Origin of the sequence: Limimaricola litoreus (genome assembly GCF_024159025.1) — a bacterium.
Classification (GTDB): Bacteria; Pseudomonadota; Alphaproteobacteria; order Rhodobacterales; family Rhodobacteraceae; genus Limimaricola; species Limimaricola litoreus.
This window is the reverse complement of the sequence record NZ_JAMYXC010000183.1, coordinates 1-17,017: the sequence shown is the minus strand read 5'-3', so window position 1 is coordinate 17,017 and position 17,017 is coordinate 1. Positions and strand designations below refer to the sequence as shown.

Annotated in this window: 19 protein-coding genes, 1 tRNA gene and 1 other RNA gene; 8 read left to right on the top strand and 13 right to left on the bottom strand. The window is 67.1% G+C overall.

Annotated features, from left to right (window positions below; translation table 11 throughout):
* Positions 1-82: 82 nt before the first annotated feature.
* Positions 83-988 carry a LysR family transcriptional regulator gene (locus NHG85_RS11895; protein WP_253332641.1) on the bottom strand — a complete coding sequence of 302 codons (906 nt, stop codon included), beginning with the start codon at positions 986-988 and terminating at the stop codon, positions 83-85.
* An 87-nt stretch (positions 989-1,075) separates the two neighbouring features.
* Between NHG85_RS11895 and metF the strand changes: the two genes are divergently transcribed.
* The 5 genes from metF to NHG85_RS11870 all read left to right on the top strand — a co-directional run bounded on the left by metF (position 1,076) and on the right by NHG85_RS11870 (position 7,781).
* Positions 1,076-1,942: a methylenetetrahydrofolate reductase [NAD(P)H] gene (gene metF / locus NHG85_RS11890; protein WP_253332639.1), complete on the top strand. Its 867-nt coding sequence runs from the start codon at positions 1,076-1,078 to the stop codon at positions 1,940-1,942.
* 225 nt (positions 1,943-2,167) lie between these two features.
* Positions 2,168-3,208, top strand: a complete 1,041-nt coding sequence (locus NHG85_RS11885) for a ligase-associated DNA damage response exonuclease (RefSeq protein WP_253332637.1) — start codon at positions 2,168-2,170, stop codon at positions 3,206-3,208.
* Positions 3,205-4,809, top strand: a complete 1,605-nt coding sequence (locus NHG85_RS11880) for an ATP-dependent DNA ligase (protein ID WP_253332635.1) — start codon at positions 3,205-3,207, stop codon at positions 4,807-4,809. Before NHG85_RS11885 ends, NHG85_RS11880 begins: the two co-directional genes overlap by 4 nt.
* Positions 4,806-5,885, top strand: coding sequence for an endonuclease/exonuclease/phosphatase family protein (locus tag NHG85_RS11875; RefSeq protein WP_253332633.1), 1,080 nt, complete (start codon positions 4,806-4,808; stop codon positions 5,883-5,885). The genes NHG85_RS11880 and NHG85_RS11875 overlap by 4 nt, the downstream gene beginning before the upstream one ends.
* Before the next feature lie 78 nt (positions 5,886-5,963).
* The gene (locus tag NHG85_RS11870) at positions 5,964-7,781 is read left to right on the top strand and encodes a M3 family oligoendopeptidase (RefSeq protein ID WP_253332632.1); all 1,818 of its coding nucleotides are present in this window, start codon (positions 5,964-5,966) and stop codon (positions 7,779-7,781) included.
* Positions 7,782-7,845: 64 nt separating this feature from the next.
* Here NHG85_RS11870 and NHG85_RS11865 read toward each other — a convergent pair whose 3' ends face one another.
* The 4 genes from NHG85_RS11865 to NHG85_RS11850 all read right to left on the bottom strand — a co-directional run bounded on the left by NHG85_RS11865 (position 7,846) and on the right by NHG85_RS11850 (position 11,746).
* A complete protein-coding gene (locus tag NHG85_RS11865) occupies positions 7,846-8,547 on the bottom strand; it encodes an NAD(P)-dependent oxidoreductase (protein ID WP_253332630.1) in 702 nt (233 codons plus the stop codon).
* 45 nt (positions 8,548-8,592) lie between these two features.
* On the bottom strand, positions 8,593-9,564 hold the full coding sequence (locus NHG85_RS11860; RefSeq protein ID WP_253332628.1) for a Gfo/Idh/MocA family protein: 972 nt from the start codon (positions 9,562-9,564) through the stop codon (positions 8,593-8,595).
* A 93-nt stretch (positions 9,565-9,657) separates the two neighbouring features.
* Complete coding sequence (rpoH, locus tag NHG85_RS11855; protein ID WP_253332627.1) at positions 9,658-10,557, bottom strand: RNA polymerase sigma factor RpoH; 900 nt, start codon at positions 10,555-10,557, stop codon at positions 9,658-9,660.
* Between the two features lie 166 nt (positions 10,558-10,723).
* The gene (locus NHG85_RS11850; RefSeq protein ID WP_253332625.1) at positions 10,724-11,746 is read right to left on the bottom strand and encodes an RluA family pseudouridine synthase; all 1,023 of its coding nucleotides are present in this window, start codon (positions 11,744-11,746) and stop codon (positions 10,724-10,726) included.
* On the opposite strand from NHG85_RS11850, the gene NHG85_RS11845 reads away from it, so the two are divergent.
* Positions 11,745-12,047 carry a DUF6476 family protein gene (locus NHG85_RS11845; protein ID WP_253332623.1) on the top strand — a complete coding sequence of 101 codons (303 nt, stop codon included), beginning with the start codon at positions 11,745-11,747 and terminating at the stop codon, positions 12,045-12,047. The two genes, NHG85_RS11850 and NHG85_RS11845, sit on opposite strands and share 2 nt — an antisense overlap.
* Before the next feature lie 4 nt (positions 12,048-12,051).
* On the opposite strand, the gene NHG85_RS11840 is transcribed toward NHG85_RS11845, so the two are convergent.
* Together NHG85_RS11840 and NHG85_RS11835 are read right to left on the bottom strand one after the other, a co-directional pair.
* Positions 12,052-12,294 carry a YrhK family protein gene (locus NHG85_RS11840; RefSeq protein ID WP_253332621.1) on the bottom strand — a complete coding sequence of 81 codons (243 nt, stop codon included), beginning with the start codon at positions 12,292-12,294 and terminating at the stop codon, positions 12,052-12,054.
* A 104-nt stretch (positions 12,295-12,398) separates the two neighbouring features.
* Positions 12,399-12,475: transfer RNA gene (locus NHG85_RS11835), tRNA-His, on the bottom strand.
* Positions 12,476-12,613: 138 nt separating this feature from the next.
* Between NHG85_RS11835 and NHG85_RS11830 the strand changes: the two genes are divergently transcribed.
* A complete protein-coding gene (locus tag NHG85_RS11830; protein ID WP_253332620.1) occupies positions 12,614-12,811 on the top strand; it encodes a DUF6324 family protein in 198 nt (65 codons plus the stop codon).
* On the opposite strand, the gene NHG85_RS11825 is transcribed toward NHG85_RS11830, so the two are convergent.
* Positions 12,792-13,328: an MmcB family DNA repair protein gene (locus NHG85_RS11825; protein ID WP_370363017.1), complete on the bottom strand. Its 537-nt coding sequence runs from the start codon at positions 13,326-13,328 to the stop codon at positions 12,792-12,794. The genes NHG85_RS11830 and NHG85_RS11825 overlap by 20 nt on opposite strands.
* Positions 13,329-13,427: 99 nt before the next feature.
* On the opposite strand from NHG85_RS11825, the gene ssrS reads away from it, so the two are divergent.
* Positions 13,428-13,585: non-coding RNA, 6S RNA (gene ssrS, locus NHG85_RS19960), on the top strand.
* Positions 13,586-13,604: 19 nt separating this feature from the next.
* Here ssrS and NHG85_RS11820 read toward each other — a convergent pair.
* From NHG85_RS11820 to NHG85_RS11800, 5 genes are all read right to left on the bottom strand, one after another.
* On the bottom strand, positions 13,605-14,162 hold the full coding sequence (locus NHG85_RS11820) for a GNAT family N-acetyltransferase (RefSeq protein WP_253332618.1): 558 nt from the start codon (positions 14,160-14,162) through the stop codon (positions 13,605-13,607).
* Positions 14,163-14,243: 81 nt separating this feature from the next.
* Positions 14,244-14,711 (bottom strand): transcription antitermination factor NusB, encoded by a 468-nt coding sequence (gene nusB, locus NHG85_RS11815; RefSeq protein ID WP_099277983.1) that lies wholly within the window; start codon positions 14,709-14,711, stop codon positions 14,244-14,246.
* Positions 14,711-15,226, bottom strand: a complete 516-nt coding sequence (locus NHG85_RS11810; RefSeq protein ID WP_253332616.1) for a 6,7-dimethyl-8-ribityllumazine synthase — start codon at positions 15,224-15,226, stop codon at positions 14,711-14,713. The genes nusB and NHG85_RS11810 overlap by 1 nt, the downstream gene beginning before the upstream one ends.
* Positions 15,226-16,383 (bottom strand): 3,4-dihydroxy-2-butanone-4-phosphate synthase, encoded by a 1,158-nt coding sequence (gene ribB, locus NHG85_RS11805; RefSeq protein ID WP_253332614.1) that lies wholly within the window; start codon positions 16,381-16,383, stop codon positions 15,226-15,228. The genes NHG85_RS11810 and ribB overlap by 1 nt, the downstream gene beginning before the upstream one ends.
* A gap of 94 nt (positions 16,384-16,477) precedes the next feature.
* On the bottom strand, positions 16,478-17,017 hold a 540-nt coding region (locus tag NHG85_RS11800; RefSeq protein ID WP_253332612.1), incomplete at its 5' end, for a thiamine pyrophosphokinase.

The window sequence follows — 17,017 nt, the reverse complement described above, 5'->3', positions numbered from 1 at the left end:
CCTCCCGGGGCCCTGAGATGTACGGATCAAGGGGCCATAGCGGCTCCGCGCCATCCCGGCAAGGGGTCAGGCGGCGCCCCGCCTAGCCCCGCTGCAGCTTCACCGCCTCCTGCCGCGCCAGACGGGTGAAATGCGCGATATAGGGCCGCGAGGTATCGTCCGCGCGCGTGGCGGCAAAGAGCCTGCGCGTCTTGCCCTGCGCGGTGAGCGGCCGGGTCACGTAATCCGAATTCGTGCGCAGCTGCCGCACCACCCAGTCGGGCAGCACCGCGACGCCGCGGTTCGACGCCACCAGAAGCAGGATCACCGCCGTCAGCTCGACCTGCCGGATGGCGGCGGGCTCCACCCGCGCGGGGATCAGAAGCTCGGTAAAGACATCGAGCCGCGTGCGCTCCACCGGATAGGTGATGAGCGTCTGATCGGCGAAATCCTCGGCCTCGATAAAGCTCCTCTCGGCCAGCTGGTTGGACGAGGAGGCAACGAAGACCGGCTCGTAATCGAAGAGCGGCGTGAAATCGGTGTCGGGCAGCGGCTCGGGATCGGAGGAGATCACCAGGTCGACCATCTCGCGCCTGAGCGCGGGCAGCGCGTCGAAGGCGAGGCCGGGGCGGATGTCGACATCGACCTCCGGCCAAGCCTTGCGGAACTGCTCCAACACGGGAAGCAGCCATTCGAAACAGGCGTGGCACTCGATCGCGATGTGCATGCGGCCCGATTTTCCCGCGATCAGCCCAGCGAACTCGGCCTCCAGATCGGCCACGCGCGGCAGGATGTCCTCGGCGGCGGCAAGAAGCTTCAGCCCCGCGGCCGACAGCTTCAGCGGCTTGGAACGGCGCACGAAAAGCTCGACCCCCGCCTGATCCTCGATCCCCTTGATCTGATGGCTCAGCGCCGATTGCGTTATGTTCAGCAGATCGGCCGCCCGGGCCAGACCGCCGGTGTCGTGGATCGCCTTGATGGTGCGCAGGTGGCGGAACTCGATATGCAAGTGAAACTCATCATAGTCGTGAGGGTTATGAATTTGTCTCACGTCCCCCCATCTGCGACAAGGTCCGCATCCCACAGGAGACCCGACATGACCCGCCCCGCCGTCAGTTTCGAATTCTTTCCGCCGAAGAACATCGAAGGCTCGTTCCGTCTTTGGGACACGGTGCAGGCGCTGGCGCCGATGGAGCCCGAGTTCGTCTCGGTCACCTACGGCGCGGGCGGCACGACCCGCAAGCTGACGCATGAGGCGGTGGATGCGATCCACAAGAAGGCGGGCCTGCGCGTCGCGGCGCATCTGACCTGCGTCGAGGCCACGCGGGCCGAGACGATGGAGATCGTGCAGGGCTATGCCGATGCGGGCGTGGAGGAGATCGTGGCGCTGCGCGGCGATCCGCCCAAGGGTTCGGGTGGCTTTCGCGCCCATCCCGACGGCTTCGCGGGCTCGGTCGAGCTGATCGAGGCGCTGGCCGCGCGCGGCAATTTCCGCATCCGCGTCGGTGCCTACCCCGAGCGGCACCCCGATGCCGCGCATGAGCTCGCCGATGTCGAGCACCTCAAACGCAAGTTCGATGCGGGCGCGCATAGCGCGATCACCCAGTTCTTCTTCGAGGCGGACACCTTCTTCCGCTTCCGCGATGCCTGCGTGAAGGCGGGCATCGAAGGCGCGATCATCCCCGGCATCCTGCCGATCGAGAACTGGAAGGGCGCGCGCAAGTTCGCGGGCATGTGCGGCACCTCGATCCCGCAGGTGGTGGCCGACGGCTTCGACCATGCCAGGGATCAGGCCGAGGCCGACCTGCTGGCCACCGCGCTCGCCACCGAGCTGTGCGACAAGCTGATCGCGGGCGGGGCCGAGCACCTGCATTTCTACACGCTCAACAAGCCGGACCTGACGCGCGATGTCTGCCACGCGCTAGGCATCACGCCGAAAGCCGCGCTGAGCGAGGTGGCCTGAACGCCCGAGAGGGCGCTACCCGCAGATCTGCTATTGGAGGCTCCGCCCGCAGGTTGGGTATTGGGGGCTCCGCCCGCTGGTCTGCCATTGGGGGCTCCGCCCCCGGGCCTTCGGCCCTCCCCCGGCGTATTTGGAGAAAGATGAACCAGGGGAGCGCACTGCCCTCGTTCATCTTTCCATAAATACGCCCTACCCGGCCCCGGCCCCGGCGCTACCCTCGGGATCATGGGCGATCTTCTGACCTTCACCGACCGGGGCATCTACTGCGAAGCGGGCGATTTTCATATCGACCCGTGGCAACCGGTCGACCGCGCGCTCGTTACCCACGGCCATGCCGATCACGCGCATGAGGGGATGAACCGCTACCTCGCCACCGACATCGCCGCGCCGGTCATGCGGCACCGTTTGGGCGACATCTCCCTCGACACGATCCGCTACGGCGAGACGCGGCGCATCAATGATGTCACCGTGTCGTTCCACCCCGCCGGGCACGTCCCCGGCTCGGCGCAGATCCGGGTCGAGCGCAAGGGCGAGGTCTGGGTCGCCTCGGGCGATTACAAGACCATCGACGATGGGCTCTCCACCCCGTTCGAGCCGGTGAAATGCGACGCCTTCATCACCGAATCCACCTTCGGCCTGCCGGTGTTCAAATGGACGCCGCAGGAGGAGCTGGCGCGCGATCTCAACGCGTGGTGGGCCGCCAACGCCGCGGAGGGGCGGTTCTCATTGATCGGCTCCTATGCTTTGGGCAAGGCGCAGCGCATTCTGACGCTGGCCGACACTTCGATTGGCCCGATCCTCACCCATGGCGCGGTGGAAAACACCAACGAGGTGCTGCGCGCCCAAGGCATCGCCCTGCCCGACACGATCCGGGTGACGCCTGAGACCGATCTCAAGACGCTGGCGGGCGGGCTGGTCATCGCCACGCCATCGGGCTTGGGCGGGCCGTGGTCGCGCCGCTTCAACCTGCCGGGCAAGCCCGCCTCCACCGCATTCGCCAGCGGCTGGATGGCGCTTCGGGGCGTGCGCCGCAGGCGGGCCGCCGACCGGGGCTTCATCATGTCGGACCATGCCGATTGGCCGGGGCTCAATGCCGCGATCCGCGAGACCGGCGCTTCCCGCATCTTCGTCACCCATGGCTACACATCCGTCTTTCGCCGCTGGCTGGAGAGCGAGGGCTATGACGCGGCCATCGTCTCAACCGAATATGCGGGCGAGCGCATCGACGCCGAGGACGAGACCGGCAACGAAGGCGAGGCCGCATGAAGCGCTTTGCCGAGCTGTTCCGTGCCGTCGACCAGACCACCCGCACCACGAAGAAAGTGGCGGCGATGGCCGACTATTTCCGCGAGGCCCCCGACGCCGACAAGCTGTGGACCATAGCACTCTTCTCAGGGCGCCGCCCGCGCCGGACCATCACCGCCACCGTGCTGCGCGAATGGGCGGCCGAGCGCGCGGGCATCCCGCTGTGGCTGTTCGAGGAGGCCTATCCGATCGTCGGCGATCTGGCCGAGACGATCTCACTCGTTCTGCCGCCCGCCGAGGCCGAGGAGGACCGCCCGCTCAGCCATTGGATCGCCGAGATCCGCCGCCTGTCGAAAGAGGACGAGGCCGCGCGCAAGGCAGGCATCCTCGCGGCGTGGGAGGTGCTCGGGCCGACCGAACGGCTCTTGTTCACCAAGCTGCTCACGGGCAGCTTTCGCATCGGCGTCAGTCAGAAGCTGATGACCCGCGCGCTGGCGCAGGCCACCGAGATCGACGAGGCGGAGCTGACGCACCGGCTGATGGGCTCATGGACGCCCGATGACATCACCTGGCACGCGCTGGTCCACGCGCCCGATCCGACCGCCAGCCTGTCGCGCCCCTATCCCTTCTACCTCGCCTACCAGCTCGACGACCCCGAGGCCTTGGGCGATCCGGGCGACTGGATGGCCGAGCGCAAGTGGGACGGCATCCGCGGCCAGCTGATCCTGCGCGGCGGCGACCATCACCTCTGGTCGCGCGGCGAGGAGTTGATGACCGACCGCTTTCCCGAGCTTGCCCGCATGAAGGATTTCCTGCCCATGGGCACGGTGATCGACGGCGAGGTTCTGGGCTGGGGCGACGAGGTGCCGCTGTCGTTCAACGCGCTGCAAAAGCGGATCGGGCGCAAGACGGTGCCCAAGAAGCTTCTGACCGAGGCCCCGGTGATCCTCATGGGTTATGACCTGCTTGAGCAGGACGGTCAGGACATCCGCGCCCTGCCCTTTGCCGAGCGCCGCGCCCGGCTCGACGCGCTGGGGGGCGATCTACCGCCGGAGGCGCCGTTCCGCCTGTCGCCGCTGGTGCCGGTCGAAAGCCTCGATCAGCTCGCCGAGGAGCGGGCGAAATCGCGCGACTTGATGGCCGAGGGGCTGATGCTCAAGCGCGCGGACAGCCCCTATCTCGCGGGGCGCAAGAAGGGCGACTGGTGGAAATGGAAGGTCGACCCCCTGACGATTGATGCCGTCATGGTCTATGCGCAGGCCGGATCGGGGCGACGGGCCAACATGTTCACCGACTTCACCTTCGCGGTCAGGGACGGCAACGCGCTCGTGCCCTTCACCAAGGCCTATAGCGGCCTGACCGATGCCGAATTTCGCAAGATCACGGCCTGGGTGCGCAAAAACACGCTGGAACGCTACGGACCGGTGCGCCATGTCAAACCGGAACATGTTTTCGAGATCGGCTTCGAAGGCATCCAGCCCAGCCCGCGGCACAAGTCGGGGGTCAGCTTGCGCTTTCCGCGCATGCTGCGCTGGCGCCATGACAAGCCGCTCGACGAGATCAACACATTGGGCGACCTCAAGGACATGCTCGCCACCTATGGAGGAGACACCACCGCATGAGACAGGCCATCGCCGTGATCGCGGGCATTCTGCTCGCCCTGCTTTGCATCGCTTCGCTGCTGCCGCTGGTGGAGACGGATATCTGGTGGATACGCTATCTCGATTTCCCGCGCATGCAGTTCGCCGCCGGGATCGTGCTGGTGTGGATCGTCATGGTGGCGCTGGGCGGCATCGGCCATGGCGCCGCGCGCTGGCTCACCGTGCTGGCCATCGCCGCGCTGGCCTATCATGGCTGGCGGCTCTGGCCCTATCAGCCCATGGCCGCGAAGATGGACCCCGGCACCGCCACATGCGCGCCCGAGGAACGGCTCAGTGTGCTCGTCGCCAATGTGCAGCGCTCCAACCGGCAGGCCGAGGAGGTCATAGCGCTCGCGCGCGCGCAGGACCCGGACCTGTTCTTCGTGCTGGAAACCAACGGCTGGTGGGACGAGGCGTTGCAGGCGCTCGACGCCGATTACGCCCATCACCTGCAGGACATCCCCTCTGACGCGACCTATTACGGCATGCACGTCTTTTCGCGTCACCCCTTCACCAGCAGCGAGATGCGTTTTCCCTTCGGCGCCGACACGCCGCTTTTCGACGGCATGCTCGATCATCCCGCCGGGCAAGTCCGCGTCTTCGGCCTGCACCCGCGCCCGCCGCATTACTTCCAACCCTCGACCTTACGCGATGCGACCATGCTGCAGGCGGCGATCGAGGCGCGCGACGAGCCGCGACCCACGCTGCTCGCGGGCGATTTCAACGCTGCCTCTTGGGAACGCACCGCGCGGCGGACCCTGCGGCTGGGAGAGCTGATCGATCCGCGCGCCGGACGCGGGCCGATGGTCAGCTTCGATGCCAACTCGTGGTGGATGAAATGGCCGCTCGACCAGATCCTGTGGCAGCGCGGCCTCGCCATGGCCGATTTCACCGTGCTGCCCGGCATCGGCTCCGACCACTACCCGGTGCGCGCCGACCTGTGCCTCGCGCAAGCGCCCGGACAGCGCATCGTGCCCGCCAATGAGGGTGATCCGGCCGAGGCGGAGGCCACGCTGGAAAAGGCCCGCGCCATGCGCGACGCGGCCTTTGACGGCTGAGCGCGCCGCGACGGGTTGAGCCGCCCCGCCACCGACCATATCTTTTGCCTCCGTGATACCCGAACAGAAGGCTCATCCATGACCCAGACCCCCCGCTTCGACGCCGCGACCGAGACCGGGGGCCGCCCCTTGGGCAACCTGCCGGAATGGGACCTGACCGATCTCTACCCGGCCCCCGACAGTGCCGAGATCAAGAACGACATCGATTGGCTGGAAAAGGCCTGCGCCGAATTCGCCGAAGATTACGAGGGCAAGCTCGTCACGCTCGATGCCGCGGGCCTGCTCGAGGCGGTGCAACGCTACGAGCGGATCGACATCGTCGCCGGGCGGATCATGTCCTATGCGGGGCTGCGCTACTACCAGCAGACCACCGACAGCGAACGCGCCAAGTTCATGTCGGACTGCCAGGACCGGATCACCGCCTACACCACGCCGCTCGTCTTCTACGGGCTGGAGTTCAACCGGCTCGACGAGGACCACCTCGAAACCCTGCTCGGCCAGAGCCAGGAGCTGAACCGCTACCGCCCCGTCTTCGAGCGGATGCGCGCGATGAAGCCCTACCAGCTCTCCGACGAGCTGGAGAAGTTCCTGCACGATCAGTCGAGCGTCGGCGCCGCCGCCTGGAACAAGGTCTTCGACGAGACCATCGCCGGGCTGACCTTCACCGTCGATGGCAAGGAGCTCGGCATCGAGGGCACGCTCAACCTTTTGACCGAGCGGGACCGCGCCAAGCGCGAGGCCGCAACGCATGAGCTGGCGCGCGTGTTCAAGACGCAGATCCGGCTGTTCTCGCGGATCCACAACACGCTCGCCAAGGAAAAGGAGATCGAGGATCGCTGGCGCGGCATGCCGACGCCGCAGACCGGGCGGCACCTGTCGAACCACGTCGAACCCGAGGTCGTCGAGGCGCTGCGCGACGCGGTAGTCGCGGCCTATCCGCGCCTGTCGCACCGCTACTACGAGCTCAAGGCCAAGTGGTTGGGGCTGGACCGGATGCAGGTCTGGGACCGCAACGCGCCGTTGCCGATGGAGAGCGACCGCATCGTCGGCTGGGACGAGGCGCGCGTCATGGTCGAGGAGGCCTACGCCGATTTCGACCCGCGCATGGCCGAGCTGGCCAAGCCCTTCTTCGACGAGGGCTGGACCGATGCGGCGGTGAAGCCGGGCAAGGCGCCGGGTGCCTTCGCGCATCCCACCGTCTCGACCGTGCATCCCTATGTCATGCTGAACTATCTCGGCAAACCGCGCGACGTGATGACGCTGGCGCATGAGCTGGGCCACGGCGTGCACCAGCGGCTGGCGGCGGGGCAAGGCGAGCTTCTCTCCTCCACCCCGCTGACGCTGGCCGAAACGGCGAGCGTCTTTGGCGAGATGCTGACCTTCCGCAAGCTGCTCGACAAGGCCAAGGACGACAACGAGCGCAAGGTGCTGCTCGCGGGCAAGGTCGAGGACATGATCAACACGGTCGTGCGCCAGATCGCCTTCTACGATTTCGAGTGCAAGCTGCACGCCGCCCGCGCGCAGGGCGAGCTGACGCCCGACGACATCGACGCGCTGTGGATGAGCGTTCAGGCCGAAAGCCTCGGGCCGATCTTCGATTTCGCGCCGGGCTACGAGAGCTTCTGGGCCTATATCCCGCACTTCGTGCATTCGCCCTTCTACGTCTATGCCTATGCCTTCGGCGACGGGCTCGTGAACGCGCTCTACGCGGTCTACGAGGAGGGCGGCGAGGACTTCCAGGAGAAGTATTTCGAGATGCTGAAAGCCGGCGGCTCGAAGCACCACAAGGAGCTTCTGGCGCCCTTCGGCCTTGATGCGAGCGACCCGGCCTTCTGGGACAAGGGCCTGTCGATGATCGAGGGGATGATCGACGAGTTGGAGCAGATGGAGGGCTGAGCCCTCCTATTGGCCGCGATGACGGGCCGGGCATCTTGGATGCCCGGCCCGGTCTCGTTGGAAGTCAGGCGAGCATTTCCTTCACCACCTCGAAGGAGGAGCTCAGCTCGTCGGCCTCGGGCCGCGCGATGGCCGGGGTCTGGCGCGACCATTCGCCCGTCACCACGCAATGCAGCATGAAATGCGCGAGATCGGCGTGACGGGTGCGGATGAGATCCTCGGGGATCACGTCGGGCACGACCACGTAATCTGCGGTCAGCGGCTCGGGCAGCAGCCAGCCGGGGCGCACGGCGGTCCAGTCGAGCGGGCTGGCGCGCAGCATCTCTTCCATCTCGCCCATCTGGTGCAGCACGCGGGTGAGCGCGGGGATGGCGGTGGTGCGAAACAGCAGCGGCCCGCGCTCATGCGTGACGACGAAGCTCGCGGAGATCGTCACCAGCCGCGACACGCCGCGCCCCTGCATCGCCTCGATCAGCCTGCGGGTGCCGGTGGTGTAAAGCGGCGGCGGGTCCATCAGCGTCTTGGGATCGCCCGGCACGCCCAAGGCCGAGATCACCGCATCCACGCCCTCGACGATGGGTCCCAGATCGTCCTCGATCACATTCGCGGTCACCCGTTCGACATTGTGGCCCGCGGGCGGGGCCTCGTCGGGCCACTTCATCTCGGCAGCGCGGACATGGTGCCCCTGCGCCACCGCCTGTTTCACGACCTCCTGCCCGGTAACGCCATGCGCGCCGAGCACGAGGATCTTCATCTGGTCAGCCATCGCGGTTGCCTCCGATGATGTTGCCGAAGACAACCGCCGATCGGCTCAGCCGTTCCCGCCGGCCGCATAGACCATGTCGATCATCGCCTGCGTTCCGCGGCTGAATTCCAGCGGGCACGGGTAGTCAGCCCCGTGGATCGCGGCGGTGAAGTTCTCGACCTGCAGCTTGTAATGATCGACCCCCGGCCAGCGCTCGTGCACGACCTGCTTGCCCTCGGTCTCCAGCGTCATCTCGGCATGGCCGAAGACATTGGGGTTGAAGGGGCAGAGCAGCTTCAGAACCCCCTTGTCGCCGTGGAAGGTCACCTCCTGGCGCGGGAAGAGCCGCATCGAGACCATGCCGGAATATTCGAAGCTCTCGAAATCCGCCGCGACTTGCGCATAGACATCGACGCCGTTCTCGTAGCGGATGTTGGCATGGCGGATCGCCACCGGCTCCTGCCCCGTCACGAAGCGCACCGAGCCGAAGGCATAGACGCCGATGTCGGGCAGGCCGCCGCCGCCGGTCTCGGGCTTGTTGCGGATATTGCCCGCTTCGGTGTTGTTGAAGCTGAACGCCGCCTCGACATGGCGCAACTCACCGATCGCGCCGCCCTGCACCAGCTCGCGCGCGCGAATCCACTGCGGGTGATGCACGATCATGTAGGCTTCGGCCGCCACCAGACCGGTTTCATCGCGCTTGGCGATCACCGCCTCGAACTCGGAGGCCTTCATCGCCAGCGGCTTTTCGCACAAGACATGCTTGCCCGCGTCGAGCGCCTTCAGCGTCCATTCGACATGCATGGCGTTGGGCAGCGGAATGTAGACCGCGTCGATTTCGGCGTCGTCGAGCAGCGCCTGGTAATCGGCATGGACGCGCAGCCGGGGCTGAAAGGCGCGGAACGGCGCGGCCTTGTCTTCCGACGAGGTGGCAAGTGCGGCCAGCTCGGAGCCTTCGGCGGAATGGATCGCGCGGGCCATGGCGCCCAGCGCGAATTTCGAGGCGCCCAGCACGCCCCAGCGGATCGGTTCATTCATTTTCGGTCTTTCCCTGAACACGGGAAAGAAAAACCCTTCCCCGTTTGGGGGAAGGGTAATCATCGCGGCACGGAGTGCAACGTGCCGGGACGCTCAGGCGCTTTCGAGCATCCCGCGTTCCTTGGCGAGCTCCTGCATCCGTTTTTGCAGCTTCTCGAAGGCGCGCACCTCGATCTGGCGGATCCGCTCGCGGCTCACCTCGTATTGGCCCGACAGCTCCTCGAGCGTCACCGCCTCGTCCTGCAGGCGCCGCTGCACGAGGATGTCGCGCTCGCGGTCGTTGAGCACGCCCATCGCCTCGGCCATGAGTTCGCGGCGCGCGTCGAGCTCGTCGCGCTCCTCGTAATCGGTGGCCTGGTCGGCGCTGTCGTCCTCGAGCCAGTCCTGCCACTGGGTGGCGCTGTCGGCATCCGAGCCGACCATGGCATTAAGCGAGGCATCGCCCCCCGACATGCGCCGGTTCATCGACACGACCTCGTCCTCGGTCACGCCGAGATCGGTGGCGATGCGCTTGACGTTCTCGGGGCGCAGGTCGCCGTCCTCGAGCGCGCCCAACCGGGCCTTGGCCTTGCGCAGGTTGAAGAACAGCTTCTTCTGGCCCGAGGTGGTACCGAGCTTGACCATCGACCAGGAGCGCAGCACGTATTCCTGGATCGAGGCGCGGATCCACCACATCGCGTAGGTGGCCAGGCGAAAGCCCTTTTCGGGGTCGAACTTCTTGACCGCCTGCATCAGGCCGACATTGGCCTCGGAGATCACCTCCGCCTGCGGCAGACCGTAGCCGCGATAGCCCATGGCGATCTTGGCGGCGAGGCGCAGGTGCGAGGTGACGAGCTGGTGCGCGGCACCGGCGTCCTCGTGGTCCACCCAGCGCTTGGCCAGCATGTATTCCTGCTCGGGTTCCAGCATCGGGAACTTGCGGATTTCCTGCAGGTAACGGTTCAGCCCCTGCTCCGGTGACGGGGCGGGAAGATTCGTGTAGGTCTCTGCCATGGGCCCCTCCTTTCGGATAATTCCTGGACGCTCAGCGATACGGGTTCGACCCCGGCCCGGCAAGCGCCGGTATCGCATCATGCTTGTGCAATGATGAACCCTTCGCCTCCCTGATACGAGAGAGCACGCGAGCGGCTCGATCATATGTGAATTTCGTTACGCCCCTTCAACCCCGAAGGGCTTCGAGGAGTTCCGCCATGTCGGCGGGCAAGGGGCTCTCGAAGCGCAGCGCCTCACCGGTCGCGGGATGGGTGAAGCCGAGCGAGGCCGCGTGCAGCGCCTGGCGCCCGAAGCCCGCCGCCAGCGCCACCGCCCTTGCGCCGTGGGTCTTTTCCGACAGCTTGCGCCGCCCGCCATAGACCGGATCGCCGATCAGCGCATGGCCCACATGCGACATATGCACCCGGATCTGATGCGTGCGCCCCGTCTCCAGCCGGCATTCGACCAGCGCCGAGGCGGCGAAGGCCTCGATCAGCTTGGCGCGGGTCACCGCGTGGCGGCCCTGTTCGAAGCTCACCGCCTGCCGCTGCCGGTCGGTGCGGTGGCGGCCCAGCAGGGTCTGGATCTTGAGCACGGAGCCGGTCTCGAAGCTTGCCCCCTTCATGCCGCGCAGGCGCGGGTCGTTGGGATCGGGCACGCCGTGGCACAGGGCGAGGTAGTGCCGCTCGGCGGTATGCTTTTCGAACTGGAGCGCCAGCCCCTGATGCGCGCGGTCGGTCTTGGCCACGACCAGAAGGCCCGAGGTGTCCTTGTCGATCCGGTGCACGATCCCGGGCCGCTTCGCGCCGCCCACCCCCGAAAGATCCTCGCCGCAATGGTGGATCAGCGCGTTGACCAGCGTGCCGTCGGGGCTGCCGGGCGCGGGGTGGACGACCATGCCCGCGGGCTTGTCGATGACGATGAGGTCGTGATCCTCCCAGACCACGTCGAGCGGGATCTCCTGCGCGCCGATGTGGCTCTCGGCGGCCTGCGGCACGGTGATCTCGATCTCGGCGCCTTCGGCGATGGCCGCCTTGGCGTCGGTGGCCACCGCGCCATCCACGCGCACCGCGCCCTCGGCCAGGAGCTTGGCGATGCGCGAGCGCGACAACGTGGCCGCCTCTGGCACATCGCGGGCCAGCGCCTTATCAAGACGCGCCGGCGGGTTTTCGGCGATGGTGAAACGGACGACAGTGGAGAGATCGGCCATGCAGGCTCCCGAGACAGACGGCCCGGTCCTGATCCCGCCCGAGCTGAAATGGCTCAAATGGCTGGTGATCGCTCTGGCGGGCGTGATGATCGCAGGTTTCCTAGTGCTGATCGCGGCGATTGTCATCCGCTTCGATGCGGCCCCTGCCCTGCCGCTGCCCGAACGCCTTGCCCTGCCCGACGGGGCCGAAGCCGCGGCCTTCACCCAAGGCAGTGACTGGATCGCGGTGGTGACCACCGACGACCGCGTGCTGATCTTCGGGCGCGACGGGAGCTTGCGTCAGGAAATGGCGATCGAGTGAGCGCTCAGCGCTCGCTCAGCTTGACCAGCAGGTTGCCCAAGGCGCCGATGAACATGAAGAACGTGCCGATGATGAAGAGCCACACGCCCAGCGTCTTCCAGTCCATTTCGGTCCAGCTCGGGCTCTGGCCCTCGAACATCGGCAGGAACAGCACGCTTCCCACGAGGAAGGCCACGTTGCCGAACAGGCCGAGCGAGAGGTGGATCCACTCGTAATCCTGCACCAATGTCCTGATCGGATGTATCATGTCACCCCCGCTTCCATGCAATCTTCGCTCGCGGCAGCCTAGATAGGGCCATGACGCGAGGGGCCAAGAGCCGGTTGCATGCACATCGAGGCAAAGGGGGGAGGTGGTACCGCCTTCCTGGCTTGAACAGGAGACCTCTGGATCCACAATCCAGCGCTCTAACCAACTGAGCTAAGGCGGCACTGGCGCGGGAATTAGCGCCAGCGGGATCGGATTGCAACCCCCCTGCCCCGGGTTTTACCGCGCTTCCGCGAGGTCGCCCGGCTTGCCCGGCAACCGCCCCGGCGCTAGGGACAGACCAACTTGGAAAGGAACCGACATGGGCATCGACACCGAACGCGACATCGAGGCGAACCTGCAGATCGGGCCGACCGATCAGGGCATGGTGCGGCTGTTCATCGAAGCGGGCGCGACCGAGATCCCGATGGATTTCGACCCCGACGAGGCCGATGACATCGCCGAGGAGATCATGGCCGCCGCGCGCGCCGCGCGCGCGGTCAGGCCGAAGAAAGGTTGATCGCGGGATCGCGCGCCTTGTGCCAGCGCAGGGCGGCATGGCGCGCGAACTTCTGCAGCATCACCTTGCGCCGCGCGCCGGGCAGCTTCGTCTCGGGCGCCATGGTCACGATCTCGGCGTCGTAGCCGTCGGCGATGATGACGCCGGTCTCCTCGGGCAGCAGGTCGAGCGGAAAGGCATCGTCCACCGCCCAGAAATAGCGGTCGCAATAATCGAGATAGCCTTGCCACTTGCGGTCCGAGGTGAAATCGGCCCGGCTCGACTTGCACTCGATCACCCAGATCTCGCCCTTGGGACCGAGCGCCATCACGTCGACGCGCAGGCCCGAGGCGGGCACGAACTCCTCCACCGTGACGAAGCCGTGGCCCAGCAGATGACGACAGACGCCGCGCGCCAGCATCTCGCCCGGCCTTGGCGCCGCGCGCGGCCGCGCCAGCGCCTCGGCCGAGAGCGCGTCATCGGGCAGCAGCACCGCGCGGCGCTCTCCCTCTTCCCAGTCGTCCCATTCATCCGGCATGGGCGGCATCATGAACATATGGGAAACACGCCGCAAGCCGCGAAAGCCCGGGCGCGGCCCCTTGTCACGCCCGATGCGCGATCCTAGATGTGGTGCCGGCGGGTTCTGCTCTTCTCGTGCCAAGGGGTCAAATTCCAGTGGCCTTAAGCAATTCCACGGGAGCTGGCTCTGTGCGGACCCTGGTTCGTTTACCTGGCGCCCACCTGTATACACAGGTCCCCGGGAATTCTCACCCCTACGGTCGCTGCGGTTCCCGCCACTTTTCCCTTTCAGCTCTCAGGCACCCTCGGCCCAGTCCGAGGCCAGCAGCCCGTAGATGAGCGAATCGCGCAGGCCCATATGGGTGTGCCATTCGGCCCGAAGCCGGCCTTCGCGTCGAAACCCGAGTCGCTCCAGCAACGCGATCGAGGCGGCGTTCTCGGGGTCGCAATCGGCGAAGACGCGGCGCTGCCCTCGCGCGAAGAGATGCCCGATGACACCCGCGACCGCCTCCTGCGCGAGGCCCTGCCCCTGCGCGTGGCGAGCCAGCAGGTAGCCGATCTCGGAGACGCCGCCCTGCGGCCGTTCGCCCGCGACGACGAAGCCGAGCGCGCGGTCCTCGCCCGGCCGGGTGATCGCCCAGGCGTGCCGCCCCTTGGCCCGCGTCGCGAATCGCGCGCGCAGCTCGGCCTCGGAGACAAAGGGCGCGCGCGACCACCAGGCCATGGCCTCTGGATCGGACATCTCCGCGAACAGCGCGGCGGCATCGTCCGGCACCCGCGCGCGCAGCCGCAGCCGCACCGTCGTGAGAGGCGGCGTCTCTTGGGATGGATCAGAGGTGGTCTCGTCGGTCATGCGGCGCATCCTTCGAAAAAAGGGCGCGGCCCGCGCCGCGCCCCGTTCATCACCCTGTCGTCACGCCGGTCAGAACGCCGGTCAGAACGCCTCGGGCCGCGCCTCGCGCGCCATGTGGTCGAGCACCGCGTTGACGAATTTCGGCTCGCGCCCGTCGGGATAGAAGGCCTTGGCGATCTCCACGAACTCGACGATCACCACCTTGGGCGGCGTCACCTTGCCGAGAAACTCCGCCCCTGCTGCGCGAAACAGCGCGCGCAGCGTCGGATCGATCCGGGCGATCGGCCATTTGGCGACCAGCGCGCGATGCGTCATCTGGTCGATCTTCGCCTGCTCCTCGACCGCGCCCTCCATCAGGCCACGGAAGGTGGCGAGATCGCCCTCCTCCCATTCGCCTTCCTCGTAGGTCGCACCGAAGCGATGCGTCTCGAACTCGCGCATCACGCGGTCGACGCTCTGCTCGGAGGCTTCCATCTGGAACAGCGCCTGCACCGCATACATGCGCGAGGCCGAACGCATCCGCCGCTTCTGGGTGTTCGATTCGGCCATCAGCCCTCTCCCAGCCGGTCGGCGGTGAAACCGAGGCCCTTGTCCTTGCGTCCGAGCTTGCGCGACAGCGCCACGAGATGCAGCGCGGCAGCGGCAGCGCCGCCGCCCTTGTTCTGCCCCTGCGGATCGGCGCGCACCGCCGCCTGATCGTAATTCTCGACCGTCAGGATGCCGTTGCCGATGCACAGCCCCTGCAGCCCCAGAAGCGTCAGCCCGCGCGAGCTGTCGTTGCAGACCGTGTCGTAATGGGTGGTCTCGCCGCGGATCACGCAGCCCAGGGCGACGAAGCCGTCATACTCGCCCATTCGCGCGGCGATGCCGATCGCCGAGGGCAGCTCCAGCGCGCCGGGCATCTCGACGACCTCATAGCTGCCGCCCACGGCCTCGATCTCGGCCATGGCGCCGGCGACGAGGTTGTCGGCAATGTCCTTGTAGTAGGGGGCGACGACGATGAGGATCTTCGGGCCCTTGTCGAATTCGGGACGCGCGAGCGCGTGGTGGGTGGGGCCGGCCATCATCCGATCTCCGAGATCTTGCGCGTGCCGGTGATCTCGAGCCCGTAGGCATCGAGCCCGACCACGCGGGGTTTGGGGGAATTGGTCAGCAGCACGATCTGCGACAGGCCGAGCGCCGAGAGGATCTGCGCACCAAGGCCGTATTGCCGCAGCACGTGGGGCGAATGTTCCTCGGTGGTGGCGAGCTTCATGTGCAGGTCGCGCAACAGCACCAGCACGCCGCGCCCCTCCTCGGCGATGGCCTGCATCGCATCGCCGAATTCGCGGGCGCGGCCCTTGGGACCGGTGCCGACGATGTCGAGCATCGGATCGAGCGTGTGCATCCGCGTCAGCACCGGCGCCTCGCCCGAGATGTCGCCCTTGATCAGCGCGATATGCTCGGCGCCCTGTGTGGTGTCGGTATAGATGCGCAGGGTCCAGTCACCGCCGAACTCGCTCTCGATCTGCTGTTCGTCGCGCAGCTTCACGAGGTTGTCGTGGCGGCGGCGGTAGGCGATCAGGTCGCTGATCGTGCCGATCTTGAGCGCGTGCTTCTGCGCGAAGGCGACGAGATCGGGCAGACGGGCCATGGTCCCGTCCTCCTTCATGATCTCGCAGATCACGCCGGAGGGGTTGAGCCCCGCCAGCCGAGAGATATCGACGGCGGCCTCGGTATGGCCCGCGCGCACCAGCACCCCGCCCTCGCGCGCGCGCAGCGGAAACACGTGGCCCGGCGTGGCGATGTCGGCGGCGGTCTTGGAGGCGTCGATGGCGACGGCCACGGTCAGCGCGCGGTCCTGCGCCGAGATGCCGGTCGATACGCCCTCGCGCGCCTCGATCGAGACGGTGAAAGCCGTCTCGTGACGCGAGGAGTTGTTGGTCGACATGAGCGGCAGGCCCAGCGCATCGATCCGCTCGCGCGGCAACGACAGGCAGATCAGCCCGCGCCCATGGGTGGCCATGAAGTTGATCGCGTCGGGCGTCGCCATCTGCGCCGGGATCACCAGATCGCCCTCGTTCTCGCGGTCCTCATGATCGACAAGGATGAACATGCGGCCGTTGCGCGCATCGGCGATGATCTCTTCGATCGGGCTGATCGCGTCGGACCAGTCGCGTTCGACTTGGCCGGGGGTCTCGAAGCTGTCGGTCACTGGCGGTTCCTGACGATTTGGGGCCATGGAGGGGATGCAGCTGCAGATAACGGCTGGGGGCGGTTTTGCAAAGCCCGCAAGGGGCGCGCGCGACCGGGCTTGCGCCGGGGCACCTTGCGGCTCAGCGCGGTGGCCATGCCCCATCCGCGCCCATGAGCCCGGCGATCACCGCATCCAGCGCGGCGCGCGGCGCGATGGCCAGCATCAAGGGCGCCTCGGAGCGCAGCCTGACCGGTCCCGTCACCTCGTTCGAGGTGCCGATGCGCGCGGCGGGCGAGAAGACGAGCCCATCGGTGGCCCAGCGCAGCCCTTGCGAGGCGCAGCGCAGCTCGCCCATGGGAAACAGCGAAAACGGCGCGCCGGGCGCGAGGTCGAGCGCGACCTCGGGCGGGCACAGAAAGACGAGGCTCTCGGCGCCGATCAGCAGGCAGCGCCGATCGGGCCGCGCAGTGAGCACGTGAAAGGCGGCAAGCTCGTGGTCGAGCCGTCCGCCGGTAAAGCCCACGGCGAGCACGAGCGGCGCCTCGATGTTGCGCAGCGCCTTGTCGAAATCGGTGCTGTCCTGCTCGGCGATCTCGTGCAGCCGCCCGGCATAGAGGCGGGCGGTCTCGCCGAGGCTGTCCATGTCGCCGATCACCGCGCGCGGCGTCAGCCCGGCGGC

Bases quoted from the DNA above. Each gene is read 5' to 3' on its own strand.
- rpoH (WP_253332627.1), bottom strand. From the start codon at position 10,557: ATGGCAGAGACCTACACGAATCTTCCCGCCCCGTCACCGGAGCAGGGG.
- NHG85_RS11810 (WP_253332616.1), bottom strand. From the start codon at position 15,226: ATGGCCGGCCCCACCCACCACGCGCTCGCGCGTCCCGAATTCGACAAG.
- NHG85_RS11845 (WP_253332623.1), top strand. From the start codon at position 11,745: ATGCAGGCTCCCGAGACAGACGGCCCGGTCCTGATCCCGCCCGAGCTG.
- NHG85_RS11875 (WP_253332633.1), top strand. From the start codon at position 4,806: ATGAGACAGGCCATCGCCGTGATCGCGGGCATTCTGCTCGCCCTGCTT.
- ribB (WP_253332614.1), bottom strand. From the start codon at position 16,383: ATGGCCCCAAATCGTCAGGAACCGCCAGTGACCGACAGCTTCGAGACC.
- NHG85_RS11850 (WP_253332625.1), bottom strand. From the start codon at position 11,746: ATGGCCGATCTCTCCACTGTCGTCCGTTTCACCATCGCCGAAAACCCG.
- NHG85_RS11840 (WP_253332621.1), bottom strand. From the start codon at position 12,294: ATGATACATCCGATCAGGACATTGGTGCAGGATTACGAGTGGATCCAC.
- metF (WP_253332639.1), top strand. From the start codon at position 1,076: ATGACCCGCCCCGCCGTCAGTTTCGAATTCTTTCCGCCGAAGAACATC.
- nusB (WP_099277983.1), bottom strand. From the start codon at position 14,711: ATGGCCGAATCGAACACCCAGAAGCGGCGGATGCGTTCGGCCTCGCGC.
- NHG85_RS11885 (WP_253332637.1), top strand. From the start codon at position 2,168: ATGGGCGATCTTCTGACCTTCACCGACCGGGGCATCTACTGCGAAGCG.
- NHG85_RS11830 (WP_253332620.1), top strand. From the start codon at position 12,614: ATGGGCATCGACACCGAACGCGACATCGAGGCGAACCTGCAGATCGGG.
- NHG85_RS11825 (WP_370363017.1), bottom strand. From the start codon at position 13,328: ATGCCGGATGAATGGGACGACTGGGAAGAGGGAGAGCGCCGCGCGGTG.
- NHG85_RS11870 (WP_253332632.1), top strand. From the start codon at position 5,964: ATGACCCAGACCCCCCGCTTCGACGCCGCGACCGAGACCGGGGGCCGC.
- NHG85_RS11820 (WP_253332618.1), bottom strand. From the start codon at position 14,162: ATGACCGACGAGACCACCTCTGATCCATCCCAAGAGACGCCGCCTCTC.
- NHG85_RS11865 (WP_253332630.1), bottom strand. From the start codon at position 8,547: ATGGCTGACCAGATGAAGATCCTCGTGCTCGGCGCGCATGGCGTTACC.
- NHG85_RS11860 (WP_253332628.1), bottom strand. From the start codon at position 9,564: ATGAATGAACCGATCCGCTGGGGCGTGCTGGGCGCCTCGAAATTCGCG.
- NHG85_RS11880 (WP_253332635.1), top strand. From the start codon at position 3,205: ATGAAGCGCTTTGCCGAGCTGTTCCGTGCCGTCGACCAGACCACCCGC.